Origin of the sequence: Cupriavidus sp. BIC8F (genome assembly GCF_032465815.1) — a bacterium.
Classification (GTDB): Bacteria; Pseudomonadota; Gammaproteobacteria; order Burkholderiales; family Burkholderiaceae; genus Cupriavidus; species Cupriavidus necator.
In genome coordinates this window covers 2,798,790-2,824,302 of the sequence record NZ_CP136094.1, presented here as the reverse complement: position 1 = coordinate 2,824,302, position 25,513 = coordinate 2,798,790, and the positions used below count along the sequence as shown (strand labels likewise).

28 protein-coding genes and 1 tRNA gene are annotated in these 25,513 nt (G+C 66.4%); 15 read left to right on the top strand and 14 right to left on the bottom strand.

Annotation, left to right across the window (positions count from 1 at the left end):
- Positions 1 to 91 precede the first annotated feature (91 nt).
- The 7 genes from RS901_RS13200 to RS901_RS13170 all read left to right on the top strand — a co-directional run bounded on the left by RS901_RS13200 (position 92) and on the right by RS901_RS13170 (position 4,965).
- Positions 92 to 481: an MbcA/ParS/Xre antitoxin family protein gene (locus RS901_RS13200; RefSeq protein ID WP_316153494.1), complete on the top strand. Its 390-nt coding sequence runs from the start codon at positions 92 to 94 to the stop codon at positions 479 to 481.
- Entirely contained in the window at positions 441 to 1,193 is a 753-nt protein-coding gene (locus RS901_RS13195) for an RES family NAD+ phosphorylase (RefSeq protein WP_316149195.1), read from the top strand. Before RS901_RS13200 ends, RS901_RS13195 begins: the two co-directional genes overlap by 41 nt.
- A gap of 122 nt (positions 1,194 to 1,315) precedes the next feature.
- A tRNA-Met gene (locus tag RS901_RS13190) sits at positions 1,316 to 1,391 on the top strand.
- Between the two features lie 215 nt (positions 1,392 to 1,606).
- Positions 1,607 to 2,191, top strand: a complete 585-nt coding sequence (locus tag RS901_RS13185; protein WP_316149194.1) for an NUDIX hydrolase — start codon at positions 1,607 to 1,609, stop codon at positions 2,189 to 2,191.
- Positions 2,192 to 2,231: 40 nt separating this feature from the next.
- Complete coding sequence (gene aat / locus RS901_RS13180; RefSeq protein ID WP_035815704.1) at positions 2,232 to 2,984, top strand: leucyl/phenylalanyl-tRNA--protein transferase; 753 nt, start codon at positions 2,232 to 2,234, stop codon at positions 2,982 to 2,984.
- A gap of 68 nt (positions 2,985 to 3,052) precedes the next feature.
- Positions 3,053 to 3,841 (top strand): arginyltransferase, encoded by a 789-nt coding sequence (locus tag RS901_RS13175; RefSeq protein WP_316149191.1) that lies wholly within the window; start codon positions 3,053 to 3,055, stop codon positions 3,839 to 3,841.
- A gap of 89 nt (positions 3,842 to 3,930) precedes the next feature.
- Positions 3,931 to 4,965 (top strand): quinone-dependent dihydroorotate dehydrogenase, encoded by a 1,035-nt coding sequence (locus tag RS901_RS13170; RefSeq protein ID WP_316153492.1) that lies wholly within the window; start codon positions 3,931 to 3,933, stop codon positions 4,963 to 4,965.
- Between the two features lie 52 nt (positions 4,966 to 5,017).
- Here RS901_RS13170 and RS901_RS13165 read toward each other — a convergent pair whose 3' ends face one another.
- The 3 genes from RS901_RS13165 to RS901_RS13155 are packed head-to-tail and all read right to left on the bottom strand — an operon-like array spanning position 5,018 to position 6,768.
- Positions 5,018 to 5,500, bottom strand: coding sequence for a hypothetical protein (locus RS901_RS13165; RefSeq protein ID WP_316149190.1), 483 nt, complete (start codon positions 5,498 to 5,500; stop codon positions 5,018 to 5,020).
- Between the two features lie 11 nt (positions 5,501 to 5,511).
- Positions 5,512 to 6,528, bottom strand: coding sequence for a DUF2092 domain-containing protein (locus RS901_RS13160; RefSeq protein WP_316149189.1), 1,017 nt, complete (start codon positions 6,526 to 6,528; stop codon positions 5,512 to 5,514).
- Positions 6,529 to 6,576: 48 nt separating this feature from the next.
- The gene (locus RS901_RS13155; RefSeq protein WP_316149188.1) at positions 6,577 to 6,768 is read right to left on the bottom strand and encodes a hypothetical protein; all 192 of its coding nucleotides are present in this window, start codon (positions 6,766 to 6,768) and stop codon (positions 6,577 to 6,579) included.
- Between the two features lie 200 nt (positions 6,769 to 6,968).
- Between RS901_RS13155 and RS901_RS13150 the strand changes: the two genes are divergently transcribed.
- The 3 genes from RS901_RS13150 (at position 6,969) to RS901_RS13140 (ending at position 9,813) form a co-directional block, all read left to right on the top strand.
- Entirely contained in the window at positions 6,969 to 7,946 is a 978-nt protein-coding gene (locus RS901_RS13150; RefSeq protein WP_316149187.1) for an ABC transporter substrate-binding protein, read from the top strand.
- A 174-nt stretch (positions 7,947 to 8,120) separates the two neighbouring features.
- Positions 8,121 to 9,017 carry an ABC transporter permease gene (locus tag RS901_RS13145; protein ID WP_013956412.1) on the top strand — a complete coding sequence of 299 codons (897 nt, stop codon included), beginning with the start codon at positions 8,121 to 8,123 and terminating at the stop codon, positions 9,015 to 9,017.
- 1 nt (position 9,018) lies between these two features.
- Positions 9,019 to 9,813, top strand: coding sequence for an ABC transporter ATP-binding protein (locus RS901_RS13140; RefSeq protein ID WP_114136460.1), 795 nt, complete (start codon positions 9,019 to 9,021; stop codon positions 9,811 to 9,813).
- Between the two features lie 64 nt (positions 9,814 to 9,877).
- On the opposite strand, the gene RS901_RS13135 is transcribed toward RS901_RS13140, so the two are convergent.
- The 3 genes from RS901_RS13135 to RS901_RS13125 are packed head-to-tail and all read right to left on the bottom strand — an operon-like array spanning position 9,878 to position 12,815.
- Positions 9,878 to 10,924, bottom strand: coding sequence for a tripartite tricarboxylate transporter substrate binding protein (locus tag RS901_RS13135; protein ID WP_316149185.1), 1,047 nt, complete (start codon positions 10,922 to 10,924; stop codon positions 9,878 to 9,880).
- A 56-nt stretch (positions 10,925 to 10,980) separates the two neighbouring features.
- Complete coding sequence (locus RS901_RS13130; RefSeq protein WP_316149184.1) at positions 10,981 to 11,817, bottom strand: phosphate/phosphite/phosphonate ABC transporter substrate-binding protein; 837 nt, start codon at positions 11,815 to 11,817, stop codon at positions 10,981 to 10,983.
- On the bottom strand, positions 11,814 to 12,815 hold the full coding sequence (locus RS901_RS13125; RefSeq protein ID WP_011615047.1) for an ornithine cyclodeaminase family protein: 1,002 nt from the start codon (positions 12,813 to 12,815) through the stop codon (positions 11,814 to 11,816). Before RS901_RS13125 ends, RS901_RS13130 begins: the two co-directional genes overlap by 4 nt.
- Before the next feature lie 151 nt (positions 12,816 to 12,966).
- Between RS901_RS13125 and RS901_RS13120 the strand changes: the two genes are divergently transcribed.
- Entirely contained in the window at positions 12,967 to 13,854 is an 888-nt protein-coding gene (locus RS901_RS13120) for a LysR substrate-binding domain-containing protein (RefSeq protein ID WP_013956407.1), read from the top strand.
- Positions 13,855 to 13,872: 18 nt separating this feature from the next.
- Here RS901_RS13120 and RS901_RS13115 read toward each other — a convergent pair whose 3' ends face one another.
- The 3 genes from RS901_RS13115 to RS901_RS13105 are packed head-to-tail and all read right to left on the bottom strand — an operon-like array spanning position 13,873 to position 16,306.
- Positions 13,873 to 14,142: a hypothetical protein gene (locus RS901_RS13115; RefSeq protein ID WP_316149183.1), complete on the bottom strand. Its 270-nt coding sequence runs from the start codon at positions 14,140 to 14,142 to the stop codon at positions 13,873 to 13,875.
- The gene (locus tag RS901_RS13110) at positions 14,139 to 15,551 is read right to left on the bottom strand and encodes a LutB/LldF family L-lactate oxidation iron-sulfur protein (RefSeq protein ID WP_316149182.1); all 1,413 of its coding nucleotides are present in this window, start codon (positions 15,549 to 15,551) and stop codon (positions 14,139 to 14,141) included. Before RS901_RS13110 ends, RS901_RS13115 begins: the two co-directional genes overlap by 4 nt.
- A 29-nt stretch (positions 15,552 to 15,580) precedes the next feature.
- Complete coding sequence (locus RS901_RS13105) at positions 15,581 to 16,306, bottom strand: (Fe-S)-binding protein (protein ID WP_316149180.1); 726 nt, start codon at positions 16,304 to 16,306, stop codon at positions 15,581 to 15,583.
- A 237-nt stretch (positions 16,307 to 16,543) separates the two neighbouring features.
- Between RS901_RS13105 and RS901_RS13100 the strand changes: the two genes are divergently transcribed.
- The 3 genes from RS901_RS13100 to RS901_RS13090 all read left to right on the top strand — a co-directional run bounded on the left by RS901_RS13100 (position 16,544) and on the right by RS901_RS13090 (position 19,646).
- Positions 16,544 to 17,329 carry an IclR family transcriptional regulator gene (locus RS901_RS13100; RefSeq protein WP_013956405.1) on the top strand — a complete coding sequence of 262 codons (786 nt, stop codon included), beginning with the start codon at positions 16,544 to 16,546 and terminating at the stop codon, positions 17,327 to 17,329.
- A gap of 139 nt (positions 17,330 to 17,468) precedes the next feature.
- A complete protein-coding gene (locus RS901_RS13095; RefSeq protein WP_316149178.1) occupies positions 17,469 to 18,218 on the top strand; it encodes a FadR/GntR family transcriptional regulator in 750 nt (249 codons plus the stop codon).
- 15 nt (positions 18,219 to 18,233) lie between these two features.
- Entirely contained in the window at positions 18,234 to 19,646 is a 1,413-nt protein-coding gene (locus RS901_RS13090) for an FAD-binding oxidoreductase (RefSeq protein WP_316149177.1), read from the top strand.
- A gap of 68 nt (positions 19,647 to 19,714) precedes the next feature.
- Here the strand turns inward: RS901_RS13090 and pbpG are convergent, their stop codons facing one another.
- The 5 genes from pbpG to RS901_RS13065 all read right to left on the bottom strand — a co-directional run bounded on the left by pbpG (position 19,715) and on the right by RS901_RS13065 (position 24,322).
- On the bottom strand, positions 19,715 to 20,938 hold the full coding sequence (gene pbpG / locus RS901_RS13085; RefSeq protein ID WP_316149176.1) for a D-alanyl-D-alanine endopeptidase: 1,224 nt from the start codon (positions 20,936 to 20,938) through the stop codon (positions 19,715 to 19,717).
- A 272-nt stretch (positions 20,939 to 21,210) separates the two neighbouring features.
- Positions 21,211 to 21,933, bottom strand: coding sequence for a nitroreductase (locus RS901_RS13080; RefSeq protein WP_316149175.1), 723 nt, complete (start codon positions 21,931 to 21,933; stop codon positions 21,211 to 21,213).
- A 17-nt stretch (positions 21,934 to 21,950) separates the two neighbouring features.
- Entirely contained in the window at positions 21,951 to 22,409 is a 459-nt protein-coding gene (locus RS901_RS13075) for an acyl-CoA thioesterase (RefSeq protein WP_410054111.1), read from the bottom strand.
- Positions 22,410 to 22,481: 72 nt separating this feature from the next.
- The gene (locus tag RS901_RS13070) at positions 22,482 to 23,405 is read right to left on the bottom strand and encodes a DMT family transporter (protein WP_316149174.1); all 924 of its coding nucleotides are present in this window, start codon (positions 23,403 to 23,405) and stop codon (positions 22,482 to 22,484) included.
- Positions 23,402 to 24,322, bottom strand: a complete 921-nt coding sequence (locus tag RS901_RS13065) for a histone deacetylase (RefSeq protein ID WP_316149173.1) — start codon at positions 24,320 to 24,322, stop codon at positions 23,402 to 23,404. Before RS901_RS13065 ends, RS901_RS13070 begins: the two co-directional genes overlap by 4 nt.
- 359 nt (positions 24,323 to 24,681) lie before the next feature.
- Here RS901_RS13065 and phaP1 point away from each other — a divergent pair, with 359 nt between their 5' ends.
- Positions 24,682 to 25,260 carry a TIGR01841 family phasin PhaP1 gene (gene phaP1 / locus RS901_RS13060; RefSeq protein WP_011615034.1) on the top strand — a complete coding sequence of 193 codons (579 nt, stop codon included), beginning with the start codon at positions 24,682 to 24,684 and terminating at the stop codon, positions 25,258 to 25,260.
- Positions 25,261 to 25,513 lie beyond the last annotated feature (253 nt).

Below are 25,513 nucleotides of genomic sequence, written 5' to 3'. Positions count from 1 at the left end.
CAGCCCCCGCAGTTTGCTGGTCTTTTCAGCAGCCGCTTCCCTTCTGAAATGCATCGCCTATAATCTTTCTGAAGAAACAGGAGTGATGGCGATGCAATCGAGGCGGATTCCGGAAACCGATCCCGCCGGCGGCCCCGACCCCGGCACCACACTGACCAAGGCGGTGATGCGCGCCGCTGGCTTCCTTGGCATCAGCCAGGCCATTGTGGCAAGCGTGCTGGGCATCAGCACGGCATCAGTGTCGCGCATGGCATCTGGCGGCTATGTGCTCGATGCGCACCGCAAGGAGTGGGAATTCGGCGTGCTGTTCGTGCGCCTGTTCCGATCGCTGGATGCCATCCTGGGCCACGGCGACCAGGCCCGGCTATGGCTGACCAATGAAAACCTGGCGCTGGGCGGCAAGCCCCTTGAAATGATCCGCACAACGGAAGGTCTGGTCCGTGTCGTTCACTACCTGGACGCCACCCGCGGTCGCATCTGAGCGCCGGCAGTTCGCGCTCACGCTGTGGCGGGCGGTGGAGGCCCAGCACGTCGTATCCACCATGCCGCTGGTCGACAGCCTGGAAGAACAGGCTGTGCTGGAAGCCGTGCTCGACGCCGGCAAACCCGCCGTGCCCGCCGAGGCACGCCACCTGCACTACCTGCTGTTCACCCCGTTCCGCTATCCGCCCTCGCCCTGGGGCTCGCGCTTTCGCGCCAGCCAGGATCCGGGCGTGTTCTACGGCGCCAACGAAATCCGCACCGCGTGCGCCGAACTCGGCTACTGGCGCTGGCGCTTCCTCAACGACAGCCCCGCGCTGCCGGGCATCGACGCCCGCGCGCAGACACTGTTCGAAGTGCGCGTCGAGACCTGGGGCGTGGCGCTGGACACACCGCCGCTCGACCAGGACCACGCAACCTGGACCGACCCCGACCACCATGAGCCCTGCCAGGCCTTCGGCCGCATCGCGCGCGAGGCCGGCCTTGGCCTGATCCGCTACACCTCCGTGCGCGATCCCCAGCATGGCCCCTGCGGCGCGGTGCTGACCCCGCGCGCGTTCTCCCACCCGGCGCCGCTGGCCACCACCACCTGGATGCTGACGGTACGCCGCGACCGCGTGATCTGGCAGCGCGACGACCTGCAGCAACGCGACAGCTTCGAGTTCGAAGCCGCGCTGTGGCAGCGCACAATCGATAACGCTGGCAAGGGCTGAACCTCTGCCCCGTGCCGGCGATCTAATCGTTATGGCATGCGGCAATGCTCACCGCTGGAAGGTATTTTTAATCAGGTGTTGCATTGCGCAACCAGATGCTATATAGTCTTCTCTTCGACGGACGCGGGGTGGAGCAGTTGGCAGCTCGTCGGGCTCATAACCCGAAGGTCGCAGGTTCAAGTCCTGCCCCCGCAACCAACCGCATGATGCGTATCATGCGGCGCCGTCAAAGCAGATAAACCCGCCACTGGCGGGTTTTTTGTTTTCCAGTGCTCTCCGGCGCTGGCAACCCGATGCTGCCCTCCGTGCAGCACCCGGCTGCCTTAACCAATGGTGCCCCACCGCCCCAATCATGCCTGCCGGCCCCCTCGGCGAGGGTGATACACTTTCGCCATTCCTCCCGGACGCCCCTCATGAAATTCTGCTCGAACTGTGGTCATGCGGTCGTGTTGCGCGTGCCTGACGGCGACAACCGCCCGCGCAGTGTTTGCGACAACTGCGGCACCATCCACTACGTCAATCCCCGCAACGTCGTCGGCACGATCCCGGTGTGGGAGGACAAGGTCCTGCTGTGCAAGCGCGCGATCGAGCCGCGCTACGGGTTCTGGACCCTGCCGGCGGGCTTCATGGAGATCGGCGAAACCACCGCGCAGGCTGCCTCGCGCGAGACGCTGGAAGAAGCCGGCGCGCGCGTGCGGGTCGGCGAGCTGTTCTCGATCCTGAACGTGCCGCATGTGCACCAGGTGCATCTTTTCTACCTTGCCACGCTGGACGACCTGGATATCGCCCCCGGCGAGGAAAGCCTGGAGGTCAAGCTGGTGGAAGAGGCCGATGTGCCCTGGGATGAACTGGCGTTCCCCACCGTGATCCACACCCTGCGCTGCTTCTTCGCCGACCGCGCCGCCGGCCGGCTGCAGGACGGCAGCTTCAGGCTGCACAGCCTGGATATCGACAAGCCCATGCGCCCGCTGACCAGCCGGGCCACGGTCACGCCCTGAGCGGCGCGGCTGCCGCGCATCGCCCTACGGCGCAGCCCGCATGATTGCCTGGCTGGACCCGCAAGACCCGTTTCCGCCAGTTGGCGAGGCGCTCGGACCCGATTCCGAGGCCCCCGGCCTGCTGGCGGCCAGCCGCGACCTGTCGCCCCAGCGGCTGCTGCTGGCGTACCGCCAGGGCATCTTCCCGTGGTATTCGAGCGGCCAGCCGGTGCTGTGGTGGAGCACCGATCCGCGCATGGTGCTGCCCCCGCCTGCGCTGCGCGTCTCGCTCAACCTGCGCAAGACCCTGCGCCGCGTGCTGCGCGATGCTGACTGGGAGATCCGCGTCGACGACGACTTCCTGGCGGTGATGCGCGCCTGCGCGACCACGCCGCGCGACGGCCAGGACGGCACCTGGATCACCGACGACATCATTGCCGCGTACGGTACGCTGCACCGCAACGGCATGGCCCATTCGGTCGAAAGCTGGTACCGCGGCGAACGTGTGGGCGGCCTGTATGGGGTGGCGCTGGGGCGGATGTTCTTCGGCGAATCGATGTTCGCGCACCGCACCGATGCCTCCAAGATTGCGCTGGCAGCGCTGTGCGCGTTCCTCGGCAATCACGGCGTGGCGATGATAGACTGCCAGCAGGAAACCGACCACCTGGCCTCGCTGGGTGCGCGCCCGATCCCCCGCGCAGAATTCGTGGCCCATGTACGGGCGGCGACGGCGCAACCGGCGATCAGCCCGTGGCGGTTCGACAAATCGGTGCTGGAGCGCTGGGCCGGGACGCCCGCCGCGCCGGCCGGCTGAAACCTGGCACGGGACGCCCCGCTGACTGCGCGTCCGGCCGCATCGTCCCGCCCGGAGCCCCCTGAGTCATGAGCAAGCTGAAGGAACTTCCGCTCTCCGCGCTGCAGTTCTATGCCACGGCGCCCTACGCTTGCAGCTATCTCGACGGCCGCATGGCACGCTCCCAGGTCGCCACCCCGGCGCACCTGATCAATGCCGACGTCTATTCACGCCTGGTGCGCGCCGGCTTTCGCCGCAGCGGCATCTTCACCTACCGGCCGTATTGCGACGAATGCCACGCCTGCACGCCATGCCGCGTGGTGGTCGACCAGTTCGCGCCGGACCGCTCGCAGCGCCGCGCCTGGAGCCGCCACCAGCACCTGCAGGCACTGGTGGCGCCGCTGACCTATGTCGAAGAGCATTATTCGCTGTACCTGCTGTACCAGTCGATGCGCCACGCCGGCGGCGGCATGGACCAGGACAGCCGCGACCAGTACGAACAGTTCCTGCTGCAGAGCCGCGTCAACTCGCGCCTGGTGGAGTTCCGCGAACCGCCGGGCTCGCCCGAGGCCGGGCGCCTGCGCATGGTCAGCATGATCGACGTGCTCGACGACGGGCTGTCGTCGGTCTACACCTTCTACGACCCGCTTGAACGCAACGCCAGCTACGGCACCTACAACATCCTGTGGCAGATCCGCCAGACGCTTGAACTGGGCCTGCCGCACCTCTACCTGGGCTACTGGATCGCCGACAGCCGCAAGATGGCCTACAAGGCACGCTTCCGGCCGCTGCAGGTGCTGACCGACAACCACTGGCATGCGTTCGAGGACGAAGCCGGGGATGCGGCCAGCCCCGAGCCTGCACCCCGCCAGGAATAGCCGGGTCGCGGCATCCGCCCGCGCGCTGCCCGGGCATGCGGCCCAGCCGCTACAATGCGGGCCTGGTATTCACTCTGCCCCTGCCCCACGTGCTCAACGCGCTCTACCCCCTGTTTCGCCCCGCCCTGTTCTCGATGGATGCCGAGGACGCCCACCATTTCACGCTGAACAACCTGCTGCGCGCCCACCGCATGGGCCTGGGCGGCTGCATCGGCAACAAGATTGCCGACGACCCGCGCACGGTCATGGGGGTGCGCTTCCCCAACCCGGTCGGGCTGGCCGCGGGGCTGGACAAGGACGGCGCCTATATCGACGGGCTGGCCGCGTTCGGCTTCGGCTTTATCGAGGTGGGCACGGTCACGCCGCGCGCGCAGCCGGGCAACCCGCGCCCGCGCATGTTCAGGCTGCCGCAGGCAGATGCGCTGATCAACCGCATGGGCTTCAACAACGGCGGCGTCGATGCCTTTGTCGCCAATGTGCGGGCATCGCGCTGGAAGGCCGAGGGCGGCGTGCTGGGGCTGAACATCGGCAAGAACGCCGATACGCCGATCGAGCGCGCCAACGATGACTACCTCTACTGCCTGGAACGCGTCTACCCGCATGCCAGCTACGTGACGGTCAATATCTCTTCGCCCAACACCAAGAACCTGCGCCAGCTGCAAGGCGCGAGCGAGCTGGACAGCCTGCTGTCGACGCTGAAGGACGCGCAGCAACGCCTGGCCGACCGGCACAAGCGCTACGTGCCGCTGGCGCTGAAGATCGCGCCGGACCTGGATGCCGACCAGGTCGGCAATATCGGCGACGCACTGGTGCGGCACAAGATCGACGGCGTGATCGCCACCAACACCACCATCTCGCGCGATGCGGTCAAGGGCCTGCCCCACGCCGAGGAAGCCGGCGGCCTGTCCGGCCGCCCGGTGTTCGAGGCCTCGACCCGGGTGGTGCGCGCGCTGCACGGCGTGGTCGGCGACGCGGTGCCGATCATCGGCGTGGGCGGCATCTTCGGCGGCGCCGATGCGCGCGCCAAGATCGACGCCGGCGCGAAGCTGGTGCAGGTCTACAGCGGCCTGATCTACCGCGGCCCGGCGCTGGTGCGCGAGTGCGCCGCGGCGCTGCGCGGCTGAGCCGACGCCTCAGGCAGGACTGGCGCGGCTCAACCCATCGCAGCCAGCCGCGTCAGTACGGAGCATTCACCACAACGTACTGGGTTCCCTGCGGCTGATACCAGGTGCTGCCGCACTGCTGGTACACCATGCCGCCATAGCTGACCGGGACGCAGCTTGGCGGGACCGAGCGCACGACCGAACCCACCACAGCAGCGGTCACGGCCACCGTTGCGGTTACGGCGGCAGCGGTGGCAACCGGGTGGTAGTCGTTGTCCCAGCCGCCGCAGCATCCGCCATGCGTGTCGACATTGACGTTGACGTTCCGGTTCGTATTGATGTTGACGTTCCGGTTGGCATTGACGCTGTTCACGCTGGAGCTGCGGACATTGTTCGTGCGTGCGTCGGCCCGCACGTTGCTGACCTGTGCGCCGCCACCACCGCCGCGCCCCGCGGCGTGACCGCCGCCACGCGCTTCAGCCTGCGGCACCCAGCCATAGGTGGCAAGCACGACGGCACCCAGGACCGCGAGGAGGGACTTTTCGACTCGTTTCATGTGCCTCTCCTTCACTGGGTCCTGAGCGGAACGAACTTGGCCTCACGGGCGCCCTGCGGCGGCGTGAAGTGGAAGACGGAATCCTTGAAAGCCGGCTTCAGCTTCCAGTCCAGCCAAGTCACCGACTGCGGGCGTGCCTCGTCAGCCCGGTTGGTCATCACCACCTTGCGCGGCACCGGACGGCTGCCGCCTGCAATCCAGATCTGCCAGTCGACCGCCCCCTGGCGCAAGGCATAGTGTTCGCAGAGCGTGCCATCGATGTAGTCGCTGCCCGCGTACATGGCCGAGGTGATGTCGTCCACGGGTGCCGCGGGCGTTCCCCACAGGAACAGGTCGCCGATCGGCACCTCGATCCCGAACCGCCGGCGCAGATGAACGATCAGATCGCCAAGGTTCTCCGTCACGCCGGCTGACGCGTAGTACTTTTGCTCCGGCTGGTAGAGCGTAACGGTCTTGCCGTCGTAGATCAGGTCACGTTGCGCGCGCGCGCTTCGCATCAGCGCCCGCATCTTGTTCGGCCGGTCGATGTCGATCTTGGCGGTCGCCGAATGCTGCAGCTTCTGACCATCGGCCAGGACGCGCTCGCCGTCCAGGTCGATATCGACGCTGAAACGCTTCAGCGTCGACAGGTAGGTGCCCATGTTGTTCAGGGCCTGGATCACCGCCGGGTCCACAGCATTGGCTGCCGGCTTGCTGGCAGCCGCCGGTTCAGTGGAAGCCGCGGGCTGGACGGACGCGGGCTGGGTGACCGGCGCCGAAGCCGTCGGCGCCGGGGTGCTGCACGCCGCAAGCGAGACCCCCAGCACGGCAATACTCAAGACACGATACATAGCGAACCTCACAGGTTTTGATGCCATCACGGAGGACAACCCATCCCATCGCTCGCGAATCCAGCGCTGTGTCGGAGATTTCGGGGCAACAGCCCTCTTCCAAGGCGTCCCGGCGCTGCCGCAGTGGATGAATGCTAGCTGATCTGAATTTCCGAATACCGGCTGGAAGACATGAATCTTTTCGAAACGTGAATTCAAGATCCCCGCTCTGGCCGCCGATACACGGCGCGTACCGCATCGTTTTCATCATGCCGGCGAAAGCCAGGGCTCGAGGAAAGCCTCGACACCCCGATCGCGCAATTGCATGAAGATGTCGCCGCCGCAATCAGGGTAATCCACAAGCAAAATATGAATCCCGCGCAATAAAATGCGCCTCGATGGCGGATTGCGGGCGTCTGACAGCATCCGATGCCCCACTTCGGCATGATGACTGTCCATATCGTGCGCGAGAAATGGTATCCTCGCAGCCTTATCGCTGTCGCATCCGACGCGCCCGCGCACGCTCCCTCCAGCCGCAGGAAGCCGCCGCGCCCGCCCGGACCGGCACCGTACGCCAGCATGCGCGCGGGCCAGGACGGCGGACCGAACCATCCGCGGCCGTATCCAATCCAGAACCGAGTTTCGGGGGAGAACAGACAATGAAGTCCATCAAGGGTTTCGCAGCAACCAAGTCCATCCTGGGCGGCGCCGTGGCGCTGGCACTGCTGTACGGCGGCGCCGTGCAGGCCCAGACCGTCAAGGTGCTGTCGATCGTTGACCATCCCGCGCTGGACGCCATCCGCGACGGCGTGCGCGCCGAACTGAAGGCCGCCGGCTACGACGCCGACAAGAGCCTGAAGTGGGAATACCAGAGCGCCCAGGGCAACACCGGCACCGCGGCGCAGATCGCCCGCAAGTTCGTCGGCGACAACCCGAACGCCATCGTTGCCATCGCCACGCCGTCGGCCCAGGCCGTGGTTGCCGCCACCAAGACCGTGCCGGTGGTGTACTCGGGCGTGACCGATCCGGTCGCCGCGCAACTGGTCAAGAGCTGGTCGGCCTCGGGCACCAACGTGACCGGCGTGTCGGACAAGCTGCCGCTGGACAAGCAGGTCGCCCTGATCAAGCGCGTGGTGCCCAAGGCCAAGACCGTGGGCATGGTCTACAACCCGGGCGAAGCCAACTCGGTGGTAGTGGTCAAGGAACTGAAGGAGCTGCTGGCCAAGGACGGCCTGACGCTCAAGGAAGCCGCCGCGCCGCGTACCGTTGACATTGGCCCGGCCGCCAAGAGCCTGATCGGCAAGGTCGATGTGATCTACACCAACACCGACAACAACGTGGTGTCGGCGTATGAGTCCCTGGTCAAGGTCGCCAACGAATCCAAGATCCCGCTGGTGGCCGCCGATACCGACAGCGTCAAGCGTGGCGCCGTGGCCGCGCTGGGCATCAACTACGGCGACCTCGGCCACCAGACCGGCAAGGTCGTGGTGCGCATCCTGAAGGGCGAGAAGCCGGGCGCGATCGCCTCGCAGACCAGCGACAACCTGGAACTCTTCGTCAACACGGGCGCCGCTGCCAAGCAAGGCGTCACGCTGTCGCCGGAGCTGGTCAAGGAAGCCAAGACGGTCATCAAGTAAGCACAGACCAGCACTGCCCCCTGCCGCCGCAAGGCGGCGGGTGCTCCGTCGGGCCTATCCGGCCCGACGGGACAGAACAGGGCGAGGCGGCCGGCAGCCCCACACGGGCGGCCGGCCCACCCGCCCCGAAGGCGGCGCCAAGGCAGCCGCCAGCCCCTGCAACAGGATTCCCCCATGTCCCTCTTTTCCCTTCTGGGCGCCCTGGAGATCGGCCTGATCTTCAGCCTGGTGGCGCTCGGGGTGCTGATCTCCTTCCGCATCCTCAACTTCCCCGACCTGACCGTTGATGGCAGCTTTCCGCTCGGCGGCGCCGTCGCCGCGACGCTGATCGCCGCCGGCCAGGACCCGTTCGTGGCCACTGCCGTGGCGATTGCAGCCGGCGCGCTGGCAGGCTTCATCACCGGCTGGCTCAATGTGCGCCTGAAGATCATGGACCTGCTCGCCAGTATCCTGATGATGATCGCGCTGTACTCGGTCAACCTGCGCATCATGGGCCGCCCCAATGTGCCGCTGATCACCGAGCCCACGCTGTTCACCATCCTGCAGCCCGAATGGCTGCCTGACTACGTGCTGCGGCCGCTGGTGCTGCTCGTGGTGGTGGTGGTGGCCAAGGTCGGCCTGGACTGGTTCTTCAGCTCGCAGCTGGGCCTGGCAATGCGCGCCACCGGCGCCAACCCGCGCATGGCCCGCTCGCAGGGAATCCCCACCGGCCGCGCCACGCTGGCCGGCATGGCGCTGTCCAATGCGCTGGTGGCACTGGCCGGCGCGCTGTTCGCGCAGACCCAGGGCGGCTCCGATATCTCCATGGGCATCGGCACCATCGTGATCGGCCTGGCCGCGGTGATCATCGGCGAAACCATCCTGCCGGCACGCCGCCTGATCTGGACCACGCTGGCCGTGGTGCTGGGCGCCATCCTGTACCGCTTCTTCATTGCGCTGGCGCTGAACAGCGACTTCATCGGCCTCAAGGCGCAGGACCTGAACCTGGTCACCGCCGCGCTGGTGACAATCGCGCTGGTGCTGCCGGCGACCCGCAAGAAGCTGTTCGCCCGCAAGAACGGAGGTGCCTGAGATGCTGCGCGCACAAGACCTGAAGCTCACCTTCAACCCGGGCACCCCGATCGAGACCCGCGCCCTGCGCGGACTCAGCCTGGAGATCCCCAGCGGCCAGTTCGTGGCCGTGATCGGCTCCAACGGCGCCGGCAAGTCGACCTTCCTGAACGCGATCAGCGGCGACCAGATGGTCGACTCGGGCCGCATTGCCATCGATGACACCGACGTCACGCGCCAGCCCGCATGGGACCGCGCCCAACTGGTGGCCCGCGTGTTCCAGGACCCGATGGCCGGCACCTGCGAGGCGCTGACCATCGAGGAAAACATGGCCCTGGCCATGGCCCGCGGCAGCCGCCGCGGCTTCCGCCCGGCACTGAACCGCGCCTCGCGCGAGCTGTTCCGCGAGAAGCTGCGCCTGCTCAACCTCGGCCTGGAAAACCGCCTGACCGACCGCATCGGCCTGCTCTCCGGCGGCCAGCGCCAGGCGGTAAGCCTGCTGATGGCCTCGCTGCAGCCGTCGCGCATCCTGCTGCTGGACGAGCACACCGCCGCGCTGGACCCGAAGACCGCCGCCTTCGTGCTGGAGCTGACCGCGCGCATCGTCGAGGAAAGCAAGCTGACCACGATGATGGTGACGCACAGCATGCGCCAGGCGCTGGACTATGGGCAGCGCACGGTGATGCTGCACCAGGGGCAGGTGGTGCTGGACGTGTCTGGCGACAAGCGCAAGGGCCTGGATGTGCCGGACCTGCTGAAGATGTTTGAGCAGACGCGGCACGAGCAGCTGGATGATGATGCGCTCTTGCTGGGTTGAAGACGGCGGGCGATGAAGACGGGGAGCCAGGCGGCTCCCCTTTTTCATGCCAGTGCGCGACGCTTCAGTCGATAGTGATATGCCGCTGCCGAATCACGCCGGCCCAGCGCGTGCTTTCCGTCTGGATGGTGGTGGCAAGCTGCTGCGGCGTGCCGCCGGCCGCTTCCATCCCCAGCGTGGCCAGCTTTTCCTTCAGCGTCGCATCAGCCAGCACTGCATCAACATGCTGACTGAGCTTGCGCACGATCTCCGCGGGCGTACCGGCCGGGGCCATCAGCGCATACCACGACAACGCCTCGAACTTCGGGAAGCCCTGTTCAGCGATGGTCGGTACATCGGGCAGCACCGCGGAGCGCTTGGCGCTGGCCACACCCAGCGGGCGCAGCTTGCCGGCCTTGATATAGGGCAGCGCCGCCGACATCTGCGCGAACATCATCGTCACCTGGCCGCCGACCACATCGGTCATGGCCGGGCTGATGCCCTTGTACGGCACGTGGTTCAGCTTGACATGGGCATCCAGCTGCAGCAGTTCGCCGGCCAGGTGCGCCTGGCTGCCGGCGCCGGGCGAAGCAAAGCTCAGCTCACCCGGCTTCTGCCCGGCCAGCTTGAGCAGTTCCGCCAGCGATTTGACTGGCGTGGCCGCATTGACCACCAGCACGTTCTCGGCGGTGGCCAGCATCGCCACCGGCGCCAGGTCGGCCGGCTTGTACGGCAGGTTCGGCATCAGCGTGGGGTTCACCGCGATATTGCCGACCGGCACCAGCGCCAGCGTATAGCCGTCGGGCGCGGCCTTGGCCACCATGTCGACGCCGATGGTGCCGGCAGCGCCGGCCTTGTTCTCCACCAGCACGCTCTGGCCGGTGGCCTTGGCGATGCCTTCGCCGACCGCGCGGCCGAGCACATCGGCGGGCCCGCCGGCGGCGAACGGCACCACGATGCGCACCGGCTTGGCGGGATACCCAGGCGGCTGGGCCAGCGCGGGTGCGGCAGCGAGCCACGGGGCGCAGGCCCCGATGCAGGCAAGCAAGTAGCGCATGGCCATGCGTCGAAGGACAGGATTTACGGCGGGCTTCACGGCAGCTTCCACATCAGGTTTCACAGCGGTCTTCATGACGGTTTCCCCTATTTGGCAGTGATCAGGCTTGGCTCCCCCACCGCGCCGGCAGTCTAGTCATCGTGCCTGGCCGTGCCCGGTCCGGCATCGGTCAGCGCAAACCCCGCCTGGTCCGCTTCGCGTGCGAGTTCAGGCAGAACGGCATAGTCGGCCGGTTGCACCGGCGCAAAGCGCGCCAGCCCCAGCATGGACAGCAGCGCGGTCCCCGTTGCACCCTCATGCAGCGTCAGCAGCGCGGCACGCACATACGCGCACTCGTGCGGGTCGGCCTGCGCGGAGGCGACCAGCGGCGGGATCGGCGCGGCCGGGGTCACCTCCAGCGTTTTCAGCTGGCCCGCGAGCCCGGGTTCGAAGCGGCGCAGCAGGTCCAGCACATAGCTGTCGACCACTCCCACCTCGGCGTCCCCGCCGATGACCGCGTCGATGACCTCACGCGGTGTCGGCGTAGGTGCGGCGGCAGGCCGGTACGGCGCACGGGTGCCGGCTGGCGCCAGCCGCATCAGGTGATGGCGCGGCGCGTTGTAGCCCGAGTTGGACTCAGGCAGCATGCATGCCAGCCGAGCGCCGAAGGTCTGCGCCAGCGCCTGCACCGGCGCGTCAGCACGCACGATGAATTCGCTGAAGTAGACCGGGCGCCCGCCGTAGCGCGCCAGCGCCGGCACCGGCGCGGCCAGCAATTGCGGCGTTACCGGCGCGCTGGCATAGGGATAGCCGCACATGAATACGCAGCCGCAGTCCGGCCGCGCCCACAACGCGTTGACCGGGGCCGGCGCGGGATGTTCGACATACGGCAGGTCCACGCCGGCGCGGTCGGCCACGTGCGCCAACAGCGCGCGCCACGCCTGCTCCACCGGGGCGCTGACCGAGTACATGCGGGCGTTGGCGATCATGCGTAGAGCAACCTCTGGCCCAGGCCGCGGCTCTCGGCCTTTTTCAGGATGGCGTGGCCCAGCGCGATATCGCTCAGCGACAGGCCGCGGTGCCAGAACAGGTTGGTCTCGTCGTCGCTCTGGCGGCCCGGCTTGCGCCCGGCGACGATCTCGCCCAGCTCGGCATAGAGCGTCTGTTCCGACAGCTTGCCGGCTTCCACATGCGCGCGCAGCGAGCCGAACATGCCGCCCTTGCACTGGCCCCAGTCATCCACCACCATCCTGGTCATGATGTCGGTCAGCGACAGCTCGACCGCGCTCATGGTGCCGTACGGCACGACAAAGGCGCCGGGCTTGATCCACTCGGTCTTCAGCATCGGCGTCGGCCGCTCCAGGCGCGAGGCCTCGATCACGATATCGGCGCCGCGCACGCACGACTCCCAGTCTTCGGTGACGACGATCTTCTTGCCGAGATCGCGCTCCAGCCTCGCGGCGAAGGCATTGCGGCTTTCGGGGCGGCGCGAGTGCACGCGGATCTCGTCGAAGTCGAACAGGCTGTCGAGCAGGCGCACATTCCAGTAGGAGGTGCCGCGCGCGCCGATATGGCCCAGCACCTTGCTATTGCGGCGCGCCAGATGCTTGGCGCCGAGCGCGGTCAGCGCGCCGGTGCGGGCATCGGTAATGAAGGTGGCATCGATCATCGCCACCGGCATGCCGGTGCGCGGATCGAACAGGTTGAGCATCGCCATTTCCGATGGCAGCCCGAGCTTGTAGTTGTCGACGAAGTCGCCGACGATCTTGACGCCTGCCAGCCCCAGCGGCGCCACATAGCCGCGCAACACGTTGAAGTGGCCGTTGAAGGCGGGGTCGGGAATCAGGTGCACGCGCGGCTCGATCACGGTCTGGCCGTTGCCCTGCGCCACCAGCGCCTGTTCGACCGCGTCGAGGATCTCGGCGTCGGTCATTTCCAGGCGCGCGATGTCCTTGCCGTTGATGTAGGTGAGATGGATGTCGCTCATACAGTCTCCTGCCTCCGGGAGGGAAAACCCTGCACATCGCTGGTGCGTGCCCTGCGGCGCGCGGCGTGTGTCGATGGAGTTCAGTGTAGGTATGGCGCCATTGACTGTCATATGCTTATATGTCCGCCAGCCTTAACATCAGGTTAATGTCATGAAAATGAACCTGCGCCAGATCGAGGTATTCCGCGCGGTGATGCTGACCGGCTCGATCAGCGGTGCGTCCAAGCTGCTGTACGTGTCGCAGCCGGCCATCAGCCGGCTGATGTCGCACACCGAGCAACGCCTCGGCCTGGAATTGTTCCGCCGCACCAAGGGGCGGCTCTACCCTACGCCGGAAGCGCGGCGCCTGCTGGGCGAAGTGAATGCGGTCTATGAAGGGATCGAGCGCGTCAACGAGATCGCCGAGGACCTCGCGGCCAACCGCACCGGCAGCCTGCGCCTCACATGCAGCCCCAACCTGGGCCAAACCGTGCTGCCGCGCGCCATCGCCAGCTTTCGCGCTGCGCACCCGGCGGTGCGCGTGGTGGTGCGAACGCAGATCCCCGGCAATATGCTGCGCGCGTTACTGTCAGGACAGGTGGACCTGGCCGTGTCGAACATGCCGCTGGTGCACCCCAATCTGGAGGCGCGCCTGCTGGTAAAGAACGCGATCGTGGCACTGGTGCCGGTGGATCACCGGCTGGCCACGCGGAGTTGGGTGCGCCCGGCCGAGCTGGTCGGGGAAGACCTGATCGGCTACGGACCGGACGTGCCGTTCGGATTGCTGGTCCATGAGATGTTCGGCAGCGAGGGCAACCAGCCCGATATGCGCGTGCAGGTGGAGCAGGCGCACGTGGCGCGCGCGCTGGCGCAGGCCGGCGCCGGCATCGCGCTGGTCGATGCCATGACCGTGTTCGGCCAGAGCTGGCCCAATATCGTCGCGGTACCGGTACGCACCAAGGTCAATGCCTCGGTGCAGATCTTCCACGTGCAGACTGAACCGCTGTCGCGGCTGTCGCTGGAATTCGTGGATACGCTGACGGGGATGATGAAGGGTTAGTGGTGCTGTACTGAAGCCTCAGACCGTTGCCGCCTTGTCCAGCCAGCGCGTCAGCTGGTCCGTCACGGCCGAGCTCGAGAACGAGCAGCTATCCTGCGCGAACACCGCCGACATCTCGAGCCGGCGCAGCAGTTCTTCCATCGCCTGCCCGTAGACCGGCGGCAGCGCCAGCCCCGCACCGGCTTCGCGCCATGCGCGCACCAGGTCGCCAGCGGGCATAGATCCGGCCAGGTGCTGGTCCAGTGCGGCACGCATGCGCGCCAGTGCTTCGTTGTTGGCGGCGCTCATGAACGTGCCCTCCTTTCCTTGTACAGTTCGCGGAACGTGCGGCCCGACGGGGCCGGCATGTCGCGGGTTTCGGTCCAGCCCTTGCCCGCCATCGGCAGGCTGGCAATCAGCTTGTTGCTGCCGCCCATGCGGCCCAGCAGCCAGGCGCCGATGCGGGTGGCAAAGGCATACAGCTCCGGGCGTTTGGCGACGTAGCCCCACGCCTGCACCGCGAAGCGCTCCTGCCACGGGCGCAGCCCGCGTTCCATCTGCTTCTCGCGCAGCTTGCGCAGCAGGTCCGACAGCGGGATCGATGCCGGGCACACGCGGTTGCACTCGCCGCACATGGTCGCCGCCTGCGGCAGGTCGATCGCATTGGCCAGGCCGACGTAGCTGGGTGTCAGCACGCTGCCCATCGGGCCCGGATAGACCCAGCCGTACGCGTGGCCGCCGATCTTCTGGTAGACCGGGCAGTGGTTCATGCAGGCGCCGCAGCGGATGCAGCGCAGCATCTCCTGGAAGTCGCCGCCGATCAGCCCGGTGCGGCCGCCATCGACCAGCACGAAGTACATATGCTCGGGGCCGTCGCGCTCGCCCTCGGCGCGCGGGCCGGTCAGCAGCGAGAAGTAGTTCGAGATGGCCTGGCCGGTGGCCGAGCGCGGCAGCAGGCGCATCACCGTGGCCAGGTCTTCCAGCGTCGGCAGCACCTTTTCGATGCCGGTCACGGCCACGTGCACGCGCGGCATCACCGTGCACATGCCTTCGTTGCCCTCGTTGGTGACCACCGCCACCGAGCCGGTCTCGGCAATGATGAAGTTGCCGCCGGTGACGCCCATGTCGGCGCTCAGGAACTCCGGGCGCAGCACTTCGCGCGCCTCGCGCGTCATCTCCGGGATCTCGGTCAGCCGCGGCTTGTGGTGGACCCTGGCGAACAGGTCGGCGATCTCGTCCTTGTCCTTGTGCACCACCGGCGCAATGATGTGCGATGGCGGTTCCGAGTCGTTGATCTGCAGGATGTATTCGCCCAGGTCGGTCTCGATGCTCTGCACGCCCATCTCGCCCAGCACCTGGTTCAGCCGCATTTCCTCGGTCACCATGGACTTGCTCTTGATGACCTTCTTCACGCCATGCTTCTGCGCGATCTCGGCCACCAGGCGCGCAGCATCGGCGGTGGTCTCGGCAAACAGCACCGTGGCGCCGCGCTTCGCCGCGTTCTCTTCGAAGGTGGCCAGCCAGACGTCGAGGTTTTCCAGCGCGCGGTTGCGGCGCTCTTTCAGGGCCTCGCGCGTGGCGTCGAAGTCTATATCGCGGATCGCGTCGGCGCGCGCCGTGACGAACTTGGTCGAAAGCTTCTTCAGGTTCTGCTGCAGGCGCTGGTCGGCCAGCTTCTGGCCGGCGCGCGCCTTGAATTCCATGCTGTGGACTTGCATCGTGGCGATTCCCCGGATTTCAGCGGATGTCAGGCGTCGCCCGCCAGCACCTGGGCGATATGCAGCACGCGCGTGCTGCTGTCGCCGGTGCGACGCAGGCGGCCTTCGATATTGAGGATGCAGCCCAGGTCGCCCAGCACCACGGTATCGGCGCCGCTGGCCTTGATGTTGGCGCACTTCTCGTCGACGATCGCCGTCGAGATATTGCCGTACTTGACCGAGAAGGTGCCGCCAAAACCGCAGCAGGCTTCGCAATCCTTCATTTCTGTCAGCAGCACGCCCGGCAGGCGCGACAGCAGCTCACGCGGCTGCTGCTTGACGCCCAGCTCGCGCAGGCCGGAACAGGAGTCGTGATAGGTGACATGGCCCGAGAACGACGACGGCAGCGTCTGCACCCTGGCCACGTTGACCAGGAAATCCGTCAGCTCGAACACGCGTTCGCGCAGGCGCTCATAGCGGCCGTTGAGTTCGGGATCGTTGTGCAGCAGGTCGCCGTAGTGCTGGCGGATCATGCCGCCGCAGCTGCCCGACGGCACCACGATGTAGTCGAACATCTCGAACTCGCGCAGGAATTTCTCCGCCAGGTCGCGCGACACCGCGCGCTCGCCCGAGTTGTAGGCCGGCTGGCCGCAGCAGGTCTGCGCCTCGGGCACCATGACCTCGTAGCCGGCGGCTTCCAGCAGCTTGAGCACCGAAAACCCGATTTCCGGACGCATCAGGTCCACCAGGCAGGTGGCGAACAGACCAACTCGCATTGTCGACTTCTCCAGACCCCGAAACCCCGCAATTATGCGCGTTTGCGTCGCGCGTGTGGCGCACAAACCGTTCAGCAAGGGCGTGAATCCGGTGCAATGCACATCACTTCCGGTAGCGACATCACCGGGCGTTTCTTACGGTAATGTCATTTCACCTATTGAAATTTTCACAATGCGAGATAGAATCAGGCAGACGCTTAAAAATGCCGCAAGGCAACATTTCTCCTTTTCCCTTCTATGTCCGACGCAGACAAGTCACCCGGCAAGACGTCCATCCAGGTCATCGAGCGCATGATGACCCTGCTGGACGCGCTCGCGCAGCACGCCGACCCGGTCAGCCTGAAAGAGCTGTCACTGGCCACGGGGCTGCATCCCTCAACTGCCCACCGCATCCTCAACGACATGGTGGCCTGCCGCTTTGTCGACCGCTCCGATCCCGGCAGCTACCGGCTCGGCATGCGGCTGCTGGAACTGGGCAACCTGGTCAAGGCACGCCTGTCGGTGCGCGACGCGGCGCTGGCGCCGATGCGCGCACTGCACCGCGTCACCGGCCAGACCGTGAACCTGTCGGTGCGCCAGGGCGACGAGATCGTCTACATCGAGCGCGCCTACAGCGAGCGCTCGGGCATGCAGGTGGTGCGCGCCATCGGCGGCCGCGCGCCGCTGCACCTGACCTCGGTCGGCAAGCTGTTCCTGGCTGCGGACGAAGCCGCGCGCGTGCGCAACTACGCCACCCGCACCGGACTGGCCGGACATACCCGCACTTCGATCACCGACCTGACCAAGCTGGAGCGGGAACTCAGCTGGGTGCGCTCCAACGGCTATGCGCGCGACAATGAAGAGCTGGAACTGGGCGTGCGCTGCATTGCCGCCGGCATCTATGACGACTCGCGCCGGCTGGTGGCCGGGCTGTCGCTGTCGGCGCCGGCCGACCGGCTGCAGGACAGCTGGCTGCAGAACCTGAAGGACACGGCGCTGCAGATCTCGCGCGGCATGGGCTACGTGACCGAAGCCGCCGCCTGAAGACCGAATCACCAGCCACCGCCAACGCGCGGACTGCCATCATGGCAGTCCGCGCGTTTTGCTTTGGGGCTACGGCCATCCCAATTCAATGGTTTACCCTTAGTTTTCAGATAACCAGCAAACCTTATAATCGGCACCCATGCGAACCCGCGCCGTCACCCTCACCGAGCAGGTCACCCGCCAGCTGCGCGCCGATATCGAAAGCGGCGCCTACCCCGTCGGCAGCCGGCTGCCGACCGGCAGGCAGCTGGCCGAGCAGTACGGCGTCAGCGCCGCGGTGATCCGCGAAGTCACCGAGCACCTGCGTTCGCAGGGGTTCGTCGAGTCACGCCAGGGCGTTGGCTGCACGGTGCGCTCGCGTACCGGCGCGGCGGGGTTCCAGTTGCCGCGCGAACCCGATATCGACGCCAGCGGGCTGGCCGACCTGTATGACCTGCGCATCGACCTGGAAGGCGCCGCCGCGGCGCTGGCCGCCGTGCGCCGCAGCGATGGGGACGTGGCCGCACTGAGCGCTTTGCTGCAGCGGCTGCACGCTCATCTCTATGACCCGCAGCCGGCCGCCGATATCGACGCCGCCTTCCATATCGGCATTGCCGCCGCCACGCACAACCCCTACTACCGCCAGCTGCTGCAGTACCTGAACCTGCAGCTGCACCAGGCCGTGGCCACCGCGCGCGCCAATACGCTGCGCCAGGCCGGCCTGGCCGAGACCGTGCATGCCGAGCATGAAGCGATCGTCGATGCCATCCGCCGTGGCGATGCCGCGGCGGCCCGCGCTGCCGCGGTGACGCACCTGCAATGCGCCGCACGCCGGCTTGGCCTTGTGTTGCGCACGCGCGCCGATGAAACGTCGACAGCGCGCCCAGCCAGCCCCCCTTCCCTTTCCTGAAACGACACCGCCACCATGCAAACCGGCCAATTCGCCCAGCGGCTCACCGAGGCCCTCGGCGCCGACACCGTCCTGACCAACCCCGACGACATCGCCCCGTGGCTGTCCGACTGGCGCGGCATCTACCGCGGCCAGGCCCAGGCCGTGCTGCGGCCGCGTACCGTGGACGAGGTGTCGCGCGCCCTGGCGCTGTGCCAGCAGGCCGCGGTGCCGGTGGTGCCGCGCGGCGGCAATACCGGCCTGTGCGGCGGCGCCACGCCCGATGCGCAGGCGCAGAACGTGGTGCTGAGCCTGGACCGCATGAACGCGGTGCGCTCGCTCGACACCATCGCCAACACCATGGTTGCCGAGGCCGGCTGCATCCTCGGCAACCTGCGCCGCGCGGCGCAAGACGCCAACCGGTTGCTGCCGCTGTCGCTGGCGGCCGAAGACTCGTGCCAGATCGGCGGCAACCTTGCGACCAATGCCGGCGGCGTGAACGTGGTGCGCTATGGCATGGCGCGCGAGCTGGTGCTGGGCGTGGAAGCCGTGCTCCCCAACGGCGAGGTCTTCCACGGCCTGCGCACGCTGCGTAAGGACAATACCGGCTATGACCTGAAGCAGTTGCTGATCGGCTCCGAAGGCACGCTCGGCGTGATCACCGCGGCCGCGCTGCGGCTGTTCCCGCGCACCGACACGCGCAGCGTGGTGCTGGCGGCGGTGGCCTCGCCGGCGCAGTCGCTGGCATTCTACGAGCTGCTGTTCGCGCAGTGCGGCGCACGCCTGCAGGCCTTCGAGTTCTTTACCGGCGACTGCCTGGACCTGGTGCTCACGCACGCGGAAGGGGTGCAGGAGCCGTTTGCGCAGCGCTATCCTGCCTATGTGCTGGTGGAGCTGGCCGACACCACCGATGAAGCGGCACTGAATGCGCTGCTCGAACGCGTCATCGGCGAGGCGCTGGAGCGCGATTTGTGCCTCGATGCAGCCGTGTCTGCCTCGCTCGCACAATTGCAGGCGCTGTGGAAACTGCGCGAGGAAATCTCCGAGGCACAGCGCGCCGACGGGCCGCACCTGAAGCACGACATCTCGCTGCCGATCGAGCAGATCCCGGCCTTCATGACCTCGATGGAAGCGCGGCTGCGTGGGCTCGACCCCGCCATCCGGCCCTTTATCTTCGGGCACTTCGGCGACGGCAACCTGCACTACAACCTGTCGCGCCCAGCCGGCGCGCCCAGGGACTGGGCGGCCACGCAAGGCGATGCGGTGACCGACGCGGTGCTGGACGAAGTGATGCGCTACGGCGGCAGCATCAGCGCCGAGCATGGCATCGGCCAGCTCAAGCGCCATGCCTTCCTGGCCATGAAGGACCCGCTGGAACTGCGGCTGATGCGCGAGATCAAGGCCGTGTTCGACCCGGCCAGGATCATGAACCCCGGCAAGCTCCTCTGATGGCTGCGGCCGCCAAAAAGAAAAACGCGCCGTAGCACGGCGCGTTTTTTCCGGTCAGGCGTTCCGTATCAGATGCCGCGCGACTGCTGCGAAGCCAGGATCGCTTGCGCGCCGCCCGGAGCCTGCGTCAGGTTCGGCGACGACGGGAAGCCACGCTGCGGCGCCGATGGCGCCGGCGCATGCTCCAGCCACTCCTTGACGCGGTTGGCATCGGCAAAGCGCGACAGCTTGCCGGCCGAGTCCAGGAACACCATCACCACGTTGCGGCCCTGGACCTTGGCCTGCATCACCAGGCACTGGCCAGCTTCGGAGATAAAGCCGGTCTTCTGCAGGCCGATCTCCCAGTTGCCGCCGCGCACCAGGCGGTTGGTGCTGACGTAGTGCTGGGTGCGGCCCATCACGTTGACCTCATGCTCGGTCTGCGTCGAGAACTCGCGGATGGTCGGGTTGCGGTACGCCGCGTTGACCATGCGCACCAGGTCCGTCGCGCTCGACACATTGCTGCTCGACAGCCCGCTGGAATCGACGAAGTGGCTGTCGTTCATGCCCAGCTCGCGGGCCTTGCGGTTCATCGCCTGCACAAAGGCCGGCAGGCCGCCCGGATAGTTGCGGCCCAGCGCCGACGCGGCGCGGTTCTCGGACGACATCAGCGCCAGCAGCAGCAGTTCCTGGCGCGTCAGCTGCGTACCGAAGCGCAGGCGCGAGCTGCTGTGCTTCTCGGTGTCGCGGTCGTCCTCGGAAATGGTCAGGACTTCGTCCATCGGCAGGCGGGCGTCCATCACCACCAGCGCGGTCATCAGCTTGGTGATCGAGGCAATCGGCAGCACCGCGCTGGCGTTCTTCTGGAACAGCACCTCGTTCGAGTTCTGGTCCATCACCAGCGCCACGCTGGAACGCAGTGCCAGCGCGTCATCGGTGTCGCGCAAGCCCATGGCTTCGCCCAACGACGGCTTGGCCGGGGTGAAGACGGCGCGCACGGGTGCCGCGCGCTGGGCCACGACGGTATGGCGCTTGCCGTTCTTCAGCACCACCACCTTGCGCGTGCTGCTTGCTTCGCTCTTGGCGACCTTGCCGCCACGCGAACTCTTGGCGACAGTTTTTGAAGTAGTCTTTTTCTCGGCGTTAGCCGATTTTGCCTGCTTCTTGGACGTTTTTTGGGTAGTTGTGGACGTGGTGGCCGCTTCGGCGACAGGCGCCGCGACCATCGACACCGACACCAGGACCGCGGCGGCAACAGCGGACAGGGGTGCGGAGCCGAAGAATCTGGAAAAAATGGAATCAGACCGGAACATGATTCGTTCAGCGCATAGGAATGGCGCTAGTGTAGGAAAGAAAGAAATTGTTAGCAAGATTAAAGACTTACAGACGCTCCTTAAAGTTCGATTTGCAAACATTTCCACATTGTGGAAAAAGAAACCAAAAGGTCACGTTTGCATGCGAACTGCCTCTGGCTTGCCCCAGGCGTACCCGGGTTCACCTTGCTGCCCCTTGGAAACGCTCCAGCCAATACAGGGAAGTCACCTTGTATATCGGCATTCATCGTTACACATTGATACAAGCTTTACTATGAGAGGAAACGCGCGAACCCGCTGACCGGTTCACGTTCCGTGGTCAGTTGGTTCTCGATCGCCTCCGGGTCGGCAAAACCCAGTGACATGCCGCACACCACCATTTCCTCCGGCGGCAGCCTCAGGTGACTGCCAATGATCTTGTGGAACTGCGTGAACGCCGCCTGCGGGCAGGTATCGAGCCCGCGCGCCCGGGCGGCGACCATGATGCTTTGCAGGAACATGCCGTAGTCCAGCCAGCTGCCCTGCTCCATGATGCGGTCGATGGTGAAGATCATCCCCACCGGCGCATCGAAGAAACGGAAGTTGCGCGCGTGCTGTTCATGCATGCGCGCCTTGTCTTCGCGGCTGATCTCAAGCAGCCCGTACAGGTCCCAGCCCACCTTGCGCCGCCGCGACAAGTAGGGATCGGCCCACTCGCGCGGGTAGTACGGATACTCCTCCAGGTACTTGCTGTCGCGCTCGGGGTCTTCATAGGCGCCCAGCACATCGGCACAAAGCTTGGCCTTGGCCTCGCCAGACAGCACATAGACGCGCCACGGCTGCGTATTGGTGCCCGACGGCGCACGGCTGGCCACGGCCAGGATTTCTTCGACGGTCCGGCGCGGCACCTGCGTATCGAGAAAGGCCCGCACCGAACGCCGCGTCAGGATCGCGCGATCCACGCAGTCCACGGCATCCTGCGAACCGAGTTGCACCTCGTGGGACATCTTGTTCATCTCCTGTTGCCCCGTTCTTACCCTTGCCCGCCCGTCACCGCGTCGGTCATCACCAACGGCAGCAGCGCCTCGCGCAGCGGCTCGGGCAACGGCACCGGCCGGCGCGTGGCGCGATCGACATAGACGTGGATGAAATGCCCCTGCGCGGCGGCGGTCTCGTTGTCGCCGCTGAACAGCCCGACCTCATAGCGCACGCTCGACGTGCCCAGCCTTGCCACGCGCAGGCCGGCCACCACGGTCTCGGGGAAGCTGAGCGATGAGAAGTAGTTGCACTGCGTCTCGGTCACCAGCCCGATCGTGTCGCCCGACGTGACATCGAGCACGCCCCGCCGGATCAGGTAGGTATTCACCACGGTATCAAAATAACTGTAGTAGACAACGTTGTTAACGTGGCCATAGACATCGTTATCCATCCAACGCGTGGTGATCGGCTGGAAGTACGGATAGGCACTGCGCGACTCGGCTTGCGGTTTCATGAGACGTGGACGGGACAGGATGGAATAGGAATACTCTGAAGTAACCGCATACGCGACACGAACGCGCCGCGGCTAGCGGCGGATGACAAGTGCGACACCCAGCGCCGCGAGCACCATGCCGGCGGCGGCCAGCGGCGGAAAGCGCTCGCCGAAAAGCAGCCAGGCCATCACCGCGGTAGTGGGCGGCGTCAGGTACATCAGGCTCGACACCTTGGTGGCCGCGCCCTGCCGGATCAGCAGGAACAGCAGCGAGATTGCGCCGATCGACAGCGCCACCACCGACCACGCCATGGCACCGAACATCGCCGCACTCCACTGCACCGCGCGGGTCTCGAACAGGAACATGAACGGCACGCACGCAAGTGCCGCCGCGGCGAACTGGATCACCGAGCCCATGCGCAGGTCGAACACCGGGCAGAAGTGCTTCTGGTAGACCGTGCCGACCGTGATGCTGAGCAAGGCGCCAGCCGCAAGTGCCAGGCTTGCCGGCGTGAGCCCGCTGGCACCCAGTTTGTTGGCCACTACCAGCGCCACGCCGGCAATGCCCAGCAGCAGCCCCAACCACTGGCGCGCGCCGATGCGCTCACCCATGCGCGTGGCGATCAGCGCGGTCAGGATCGGCTGCATGCCGACGATCAGCGCCGATACGCCGGCAGGCATGCCAAGCTTGATCGCCGCCCAGACGCCGCCCAGGTAGCCCGTCTGCAGCAGCAGCCCGGCGACGGCGATATGGCCGACCGCGCGCCAGTCCGTTTCCGCCTTGCCTGGCAGGCGCGGCAGCGGCACCCGCGCCAGCAGCACGAATGGCACCATCAGCACGATCACGCCGGCAAAGCGCAGAAACAGGAAGGTCATCGGCTCCGCATACGGCATGCCGTATTTGGCGACGATAAAGCCGGTGCTCCAGATCAGCACGAACAGCCACGGCATCGACGCCACCCACAGCGTGGCGCGGGCGCTTGCCGCCGCGCCGCCTTGCTCCATCACGCCGCTCATGAGGCCAGCGCCCCCTGTGCATGGCGCGCGTGATATTGCGCGGCCAGGCTCACAGTCTGCGTGTGGACCGCAACCGTGTCCTCGATCCGGTTGCCGTAGCCGCCCGCCATCGCCACCGCCACCGGCAACTGGCGTGCATGCGCGGCATCGAACACCAGCCGGTCGCGCCGTGCCAGGCCCGCCAGGGTCAGCCTGAGCCGCCCGAGGCGATCGCCCTCATGCGGATCGGCACCGGCCAGGTAGATGAGCAGTTCAGGATCGAAGCGGCTGAACAGCGTGTCCAGCGCCGCCCGCAGCGCCTGCGCATAGGTGTCGTCGTCGCAGCCGTCCGGCAGGCCGACGTCCAGGTCGCTGGCCTCTTTGCGGAACGGATAGTTCTTCTCGCCATGCAGCGACAGCGTGAACACGGAGGAATCGCCTTGCAGGATCGACGCGGTGCCGTTGCCCTGGTGCACGTCCAGGTCGACCACGGCCACGCGGCGCACGGCGCCATCGCGCTGCAGCACGCGCGCCGCAATGGCGGCATCGTTGAACACGCAGAAGCCGCCGCCCTTGTCGGCATACGCATGGTGGGTACCGCCCGCCAGGTTCACGGCAATGCCTTCGCGCAGTGCCGTCCTGCAGGCCTCGATGGTGGCGCCGGCAGAGCGCCGCGAACGTTCCACCATGGCCTCGGACCATGGGAAGCCGATTTCACGCTGGCGCGCCGCGTCGAGCGTGCCGGCTGACGCGGCCTGCACGTACCCGGGCGTGTGCGCCAGCAACAAGGCGTCGTCGCCCGCGCGCGGCGCCTCCACCAGGCGCAGCCCCGGCACCTGCGCCGCGACGGCATCGCGCAGCATGCTGTACTTGCGCATCGGGAAACGGTGCCCGGGTGGCAGTGGCAGCACAAAGTGGTCGGCGTAAAAGGCGAGCATGGAAGTGGCCTGGGCGGTTCGGTTCACGTCTTGTTGGATTCCCGGCGGCGGCCAGCCGTGCGGGCGCGGGCAATCCGGGATGGTAGCACCCCTGCCCGGCCATCGTCGGAGCGCGCCGGGATGGCGCAGCCGCCACATTCGCACATCGTCTGCAACACTGTCTTGTGCATCGCACAAAATCCACTTGACATTGAATCCGGCGTCCCTACAATAGGAATTGTTGCGGCGCACCAAACAAGAAATGCGTCTTGACCCACCCACACGCCTGGGCTGGCCGAATCGGGCACAACACCGTCACGGCCCTGACATCTAGGCGGCTTAATTTGCTAGACCTTGAAGTTCACCACTGGAGACCAGCAATGATCCTCACCCCGGAACAAGTTGCAGCAGCGCAAAAGGCCAACCTCGAAACGCTGTTCGGCCTGACCACCAAGGCGTTTGAAGGCGTCGAAAAGCTCGTCGAGCTGAACCTGCAGGTCGTCAAGACCTCGTTCGCAGAAGGCGTCGACAACGCCAAGAAGGCACTGTCGGCTAAGGACGCGCAGGAACTGCTGGCCATCCAGGCCGCAGCCGTGCAGCCGGTTGCCGAAAAGACCCTGGCCTACACCCGCCACCTGTATGAAATCGCTTCGGAAACCCAGAGCGAGTTCACCAAGGTAGCCGAGGCCCAACTGGCCGAAGGCTCGAAGAACGTGCAAGCCCTGGTCGAGAACCTCGCCAAGAACGCCCCGGCCGGTTCGGAATCGACCGTGGCCATCGTGAAGTCGGCGATCTCCGCTGCCAACAACGCCTACGAGTCGGTGCAGAAGGCGACCAAGCAAGCGGTCGAAATCGCTGAAACCAACTTCCAGGCTGCGGCAACGGCTGCCACCAAGGCTGCCCAGCAAGCCAGCGCCACGGCCCGTACGGCCACGGCGAAGAAGACCACGGCTGCCTGATAGCTGCCTGCGTTGAAGATGGACCGGCTGCGGCCGGTCCGTTGGCAAAGCATATCGACGCCTGGCGTTTGCGGTGTGCTTTGCCAACGATGAAGGTAGTGCCCTGACTGAGTTGCACCGGCGCTGCCTTGTCTGCCGATGTCTCCTCGGTACCGCGGTCTCCTTGTCCAAAGGTATCGTTAAACCCGACCTCTACAGGTCGGGCTTTTTTTTTGCTCTTCACCTTTCCACCAGGTTGGTCCCAGTGACCAGC

What these genes read in the sequence shown, in the direction of transcription:
- RS901_RS13095 (WP_316149178.1), top strand. Translation starts at nt 17,469, where the DNA reads ATGCGAACCCGCGCCGTCACCCTCACCGAGCAGGTCACCCGCCAGCTG.
- RS901_RS13165 (WP_316149190.1), bottom strand. Translation starts at nt 5,500, where the DNA reads ATGAAACGAGTCGAAAAGTCCCTCCTCGCGGTCCTGGGTGCCGTCGTG.
- RS901_RS13075 (WP_410054111.1), bottom strand. Translation starts at nt 22,409, where the DNA reads ATGAAACCGCAAGCCGAGTCGCGCAGTGCCTATCCGTACTTCCAGCCG.
- RS901_RS13120 (WP_013956407.1), top strand. Translation starts at nt 12,967, where the DNA reads ATGAAAATGAACCTGCGCCAGATCGAGGTATTCCGCGCGGTGATGCTG.
- RS901_RS13105 (WP_316149180.1), bottom strand. Translation starts at nt 16,306, where the DNA reads ATGCGAGTTGGTCTGTTCGCCACCTGCCTGGTGGACCTGATGCGTCCG.
- RS901_RS13150 (WP_316149187.1), top strand. Translation starts at nt 6,969, where the DNA reads ATGAAGTCCATCAAGGGTTTCGCAGCAACCAAGTCCATCCTGGGCGGC.
- RS901_RS13185 (WP_316149194.1), top strand. Translation starts at nt 1,607, where the DNA reads ATGAAATTCTGCTCGAACTGTGGTCATGCGGTCGTGTTGCGCGTGCCT.
- RS901_RS13100 (WP_013956405.1), top strand. Translation starts at nt 16,544, where the DNA reads ATGTCCGACGCAGACAAGTCACCCGGCAAGACGTCCATCCAGGTCATC.
- RS901_RS13080 (WP_316149175.1), bottom strand. Translation starts at nt 21,933, where the DNA reads ATGAACAAGATGTCCCACGAGGTGCAACTCGGTTCGCAGGATGCCGTG.
- aat (WP_035815704.1), top strand. Translation starts at nt 2,232, where the DNA reads ATGATTGCCTGGCTGGACCCGCAAGACCCGTTTCCGCCAGTTGGCGAG.
- phaP1 (WP_011615034.1), top strand. Translation starts at nt 24,682, where the DNA reads ATGATCCTCACCCCGGAACAAGTTGCAGCAGCGCAAAAGGCCAACCTC.
- RS901_RS13090 (WP_316149177.1), top strand. Translation starts at nt 18,234, where the DNA reads ATGCAAACCGGCCAATTCGCCCAGCGGCTCACCGAGGCCCTCGGCGCC.
- RS901_RS13155 (WP_316149188.1), bottom strand. Translation starts at nt 6,768, where the DNA reads ATGGACAGTCATCATGCCGAAGTGGGGCATCGGATGCTGTCAGACGCC.
- RS901_RS13110 (WP_316149182.1), bottom strand. Translation starts at nt 15,551, where the DNA reads ATGCAAGTCCACAGCATGGAATTCAAGGCGCGCGCCGGCCAGAAGCTG.
- RS901_RS13130 (WP_316149184.1), bottom strand. Translation starts at nt 11,817, where the DNA reads ATGATCGCCAACGCCCGCATGTACTCGGTCAGCGCCCCGGTGGAGCAG.
- RS901_RS13135 (WP_316149185.1), bottom strand. Translation starts at nt 10,924, where the DNA reads ATGAAGACCGCTGTGAAACCTGATGTGGAAGCTGCCGTGAAGCCCGCC.
- RS901_RS13115 (WP_316149183.1), bottom strand. Translation starts at nt 14,142, where the DNA reads ATGAGCGCCGCCAACAACGAAGCACTGGCGCGCATGCGTGCCGCACTG.
- RS901_RS13200 (WP_316153494.1), top strand. Translation starts at nt 92, where the DNA reads ATGCAATCGAGGCGGATTCCGGAAACCGATCCCGCCGGCGGCCCCGAC.
- RS901_RS13140 (WP_114136460.1), top strand. Translation starts at nt 9,019, where the DNA reads ATGCTGCGCGCACAAGACCTGAAGCTCACCTTCAACCCGGGCACCCCG.
- RS901_RS13070 (WP_316149174.1), bottom strand. Translation starts at nt 23,405, where the DNA reads ATGAGCGGCGTGATGGAGCAAGGCGGCGCGGCGGCAAGCGCCCGCGCC.
- RS901_RS13065 (WP_316149173.1), bottom strand. Translation starts at nt 24,322, where the DNA reads ATGCTCGCCTTTTACGCCGACCACTTTGTGCTGCCACTGCCACCCGGG.
- pbpG (WP_316149176.1), bottom strand. Translation starts at nt 20,938, where the DNA reads ATGTTCCGGTCTGATTCCATTTTTTCCAGATTCTTCGGCTCCGCACCC.
- RS901_RS13145 (WP_013956412.1), top strand. Translation starts at nt 8,121, where the DNA reads ATGTCCCTCTTTTCCCTTCTGGGCGCCCTGGAGATCGGCCTGATCTTC.
- RS901_RS13125 (WP_011615047.1), bottom strand. Translation starts at nt 12,815, where the DNA reads ATGAGCGACATCCATCTCACCTACATCAACGGCAAGGACATCGCGCGC.
- RS901_RS13175 (WP_316149191.1), top strand. Translation starts at nt 3,053, where the DNA reads ATGAGCAAGCTGAAGGAACTTCCGCTCTCCGCGCTGCAGTTCTATGCC.